The sequence below is a fragment of the uncultured Clostridium sp. genome, from assembly GCF_947036855.1.
GTDB lineage: Bacteria > Bacillota > Clostridia > Clostridiales > Clostridiaceae > Sarcina.
On sequence record NZ_CAMQRY010000179.1, the window covers coordinates 1 to 3,991 of the forward strand.

Consider the following 3,991-nt stretch of genomic DNA (forward strand, 5'->3'; position numbering starts at 1 on the left):
TATCTCTGTCCCAACGTTGTAATGTTTTAACAGATACGTTTAAAAGTTCTGCAAATTCACTAGGTTTATAATTTGTTATATTATTAGTGTTTATGTTAACCAACTCCTTTGAGTATATATTAACATATTTAAACATATTTAAACACATTTAAACACATTTATCTATATATTTATTAACTATTGGTTTCCTCCTTTTTTATAAAGCTCTTTCTAAACTTTTCAGTTGTTATTTCATAATCATTATCTGTATTAATAAAGTAACCTGCCACAACACTATCAAAACCAGTTTTAACAACATCTAGTTCTACTATTACTACTTTTACACCAAATGGTTGAACCTCTATTCTCATAGCATCTGAAAGCCCTTTAACAACATGCTTAAATGCTGAGTATCATCTCATAAATAGAAATGCTACTTTTCCAACAATTGAAAAAATATTTATAACAAGCCCAGACCTTTCTTTTCTCATATAAGGTAAAACTTTTTACTAACAGTAGCAAGTCCAAATACATTAACATTAAACGGTCTTTTAGTTTCTTCATATATATCTATAAAACATTATCTCAAATAATTATGTGTATTTTATATATAAAAAAGAGTTGCCTAAATGGCAACTCTAAAATTTAAAAACCAACTCTGCATGTACTATCTCTTGATTCACCAAAAACTTGTGCTCTTCTTTTCTTACTAACATAATTAGCAGCTCTCATTTTAAATCTCTCAACTTCTTTATAACTATAGAAAGTAGTTAAATCAAGTGCAGCAAATAAAGCATCCATAACAAAATACTTTAAATCTTGCAGATTATTTTTATTCTCTTCATCAACCTCTAAAACATCAGATTTTATTTTCATATCTTCAAACATTCTTTGGTATTCTTTCAACTTTTCTAATATTTTTTCATCACTACAGTCACCTAAGTCAGCATATGCAAGCTCATCAATATATTCCATATATAAATTACTCACTTTTGTATATTCATTATAAACTTTTACTAAATCCATTTTAAAAACCTCTCTTATCTTAAAATAATCTTTTCATTAATTATATTATACATCATTAATTATATTTTTCTAAAAACTCTCGCCCTTTACTACTATCGGAAGTATTAAAACAATTCGTGTAATATTTACTTTAAAAACACTAAACCCCCTGTTTTTTCACCTTAAAAATAAAATTTCTTATCCTTCACTTGAATTTCAATATAAGATTACCTTTTCAATATTAAAAATTTCAAAAAAATCACTTTTTACAAAATATACTTCAAATGATAATATAAATAATAGATGAAAGCACTTAGCTAACATCTATTTATAAAAGTTTAGATTAATCTTATTATGTAGATGCTTTATATATTAATTTTTTTATTTAACTTTTATGTATGTTTTTGTAATAAATCGATCCCTATATGATTCATTGGAAAAGCATATTAAAAAAAAGCTACAGATAATTACTAAAAAATTATCTGTAGCTTTTTTCTGTAATTTTATTATATTTAAATTATTTATCCTTCAACCAAATACTATCTATACATAGTCATAAATACTTCTAAAATAGATAAATTTGCTTTAAAATGATATTATACTAAGAGATATAATTTAAACTATAAATAAAACATTAACTAGGTATTTTTATCTATTGAAGGAGAAAATATGGCAGAATCAAACAGAAATAAAAAAAACTATAATGTAAAACTAAGCACTGGTGAATCAGTTATTATTACACCAAGTACACCAATGCCTAAAGTTCAATTAATTAAAGAAGATGGAACAACTTTAACTACACCTGTTGCATATCCTAAATTTAGAAAAGACTTTAGAAATAAATTACTTAAAATGCAAATTACTAGTGAAGAAGTTATAAAAATTATTATGAAACTTGATGACATAATTAATAGCACACTAAGATAGTAATCTAATAATTTACTATAATTTCTACTAAACTATAAAGTGAAGCTACCCTTTAAATTAAATGGTAGCTTCACTTAGTTTATATTAAGCTTTAACTGCAACTATTATATTTCTATTTATAGATTGGTCAACTCTATGTAGGTAATTTATATAAGGTTCATCATCTAAAACTGTAAAACCTTTTTCCTCCATAAGGGCTGCAAGCTCTTCTCTTCTCATAGTAAATTCATTAAATGCAAGAACTATTGATCCTTTAGTTTTTAATGCACTATGCCACCCTGGTAATGCTGCTTGTAAAATCCATAAAGGACTTCTCTCTTTAACACTACCTGCTTTAGCTCCATGCTGAACTCCATATGGAAGGTCTGAAACTATAATATCAACTGATTTTTTCTTTAATAGTAATTCAGCTTTTCTTGTATCAGCTGAATATAACTGCATAGTTTGAAAATCTCCTGCAAGGAAATCTTCTTTTTCAGTAGCAGCTGTTAAAGTAAAACTATCTGCCATCTTCTTACCATTTGGTCCTGGTATTTTAGCAGTTTGTATTCTATGCTTATACTTTCCTGTTTTCATAAATCTAACAATGAAAGTTTCAATTTCATGTACCCATTTTTCATCAATCTCTATACCACTAACATCAAGTCCTCTAATTAATCCTTCATATAATGTAGTACCTTTACCACACATAGGATCAAGTAGTCTAAGAACTGGTGTTTTAGTTTTACAAGCACTAATAGCTAAATTAACCATAAGTCTTGTAAATTGCTCATTTGTTTTCCCTGTATATCTTAAAATTTGTGTCATGCTCTCTGGGAAAGTTTTAAAATCTTTTGGTGCTACTGTTCTAAGTAATCCACCATCTACAATCTCAAATAAAGCATAGTAAATTGAAGATGTTCCAATTGCTTTTAAAACTTCTTCTGTTAATGGCTCACTTGTTTTAAAACAAATACAAGCTGGAAGTCCAATCTCTTTTTCTCCAACCTCCATAAGCTCTATATCATAAGCTAAAGTAATTGCTTGAAGTTCTGAACAAGCAATACTCATTGCTGTATCAAAATAAATTCTATTATGTCCTGGATTTGCTAAAATCGCATATTGATTCATATGTATCCTACCTCTTTGCTTTCGTAATTTCTATTATTCTATTTTACATTACGTAGTTATAAAATGCTATATTTCATCTCTATTTTAAAGTAAAAAAAAGAATTGGAAACCCAATTCTTTCAAAAAACTAATTATAATTTTTTAACAAACTCTGATTTAAGACTCATAGCACCAAAACCATCAATTTTACAATCAATGTTATGATCCCCTTCAACAAGTCTTATACTTTTAACTTTTGTACCTTTTTTAAGAGCTGATGTAGCTCCTTTAACTTTAAGGTCTTTTATTACTGTAACTGAATCTCCATCTTGAAGTAAGTTTCCGTTTGAATCTTTAACAATTAAAGCAAACTCATCAACAATAACTTCTCCAGCAGCCCACTCATGTGCACATTCAGGGCAAACTAATAAACTTCCATCTTCATAAACATATTCTGACTTACATTTTGGACAATTTGGTATACTCATTTTAAAATTCCTCCTAAAGATATTATTCTTTTACTCTAAAGAATAATTCATCATCTGTTTTCGTATTTCTTTGTAAGTTGAATTCCATCCTATATTATAGACTCAAATATATTTTACCCAAATATAAGTTATATAATAATTACCTTAAACAAAGAACATATAGGCATTCACCTATAGGATAACATAATATCATAATATTTTAACAATTTCAAACCGAGCCCTTATATACCTAGTTTTAACAATTTTTAAAAGTTAAACTTTCTATTTTCCTTATATTTAAATACACGAGATAATATTAAAACTCTTCTTTCAAATTAATATAAAAAAGAGCTAGTTTTCACTAGCCCTTATAAAATATTATTTTTTAACTTTATCTGTATATAAACCTTCATCTTGTGAATCTTTACCTACAAATCTATTAGCTTGTAATCCGTATAATAACCATCCAAGGAATGTTATTATTCCACCACCAAGCATTGCTTCTGGACCTGATGCATAACATG

General features: G+C 27.0%; 5 protein-coding genes. 1 reads left to right on the forward strand and 4 read right to left on the reverse strand.

What is annotated here, in order from left to right; genetic code table 11:
* Positions 1-173 precede the first annotated feature (173 nt).
* On the reverse strand, positions 174-350 hold the full coding sequence (locus tag Q0V15_RS12290) for a hypothetical protein (protein WP_297439434.1): 177 nt from the start codon (positions 348-350) through the stop codon (positions 174-176).
* A gap of 274 nt (positions 351-624) precedes the next feature.
* A complete protein-coding gene (locus Q0V15_RS12295) occupies positions 625-1,005 on the reverse strand; it encodes a hypothetical protein (protein WP_297439435.1) in 381 nt (126 codons plus the stop codon).
* A 648-nt stretch (positions 1,006-1,653) separates the two neighbouring features.
* Here Q0V15_RS12295 and Q0V15_RS12300 point away from each other — a divergent pair.
* Entirely contained in the window at positions 1,654-1,911 is a 258-nt protein-coding gene (locus Q0V15_RS12300) for a hypothetical protein (RefSeq protein ID WP_297439436.1), read from the forward strand.
* An 84-nt stretch (positions 1,912-1,995) separates the two neighbouring features.
* On the opposite strand, the gene Q0V15_RS12305 is transcribed toward Q0V15_RS12300, so the two are convergent.
* Together Q0V15_RS12305 and Q0V15_RS12310 are read right to left on the reverse strand one after the other, a co-directional pair.
* Positions 1,996-3,021, reverse strand: coding sequence for a TRM11 family methyltransferase (locus Q0V15_RS12305; RefSeq protein WP_297439437.1), 1,026 nt, complete (start codon positions 3,019-3,021; stop codon positions 1,996-1,998).
* 131 nt (positions 3,022-3,152) lie between these two features.
* On the reverse strand, positions 3,153-3,488 hold the full coding sequence (locus Q0V15_RS12310) for a zinc ribbon domain-containing protein YjdM (RefSeq protein WP_297439438.1): 336 nt from the start codon (positions 3,486-3,488) through the stop codon (positions 3,153-3,155).
* Between the last annotated feature and the right edge of the window lie 503 nt (positions 3,489-3,991).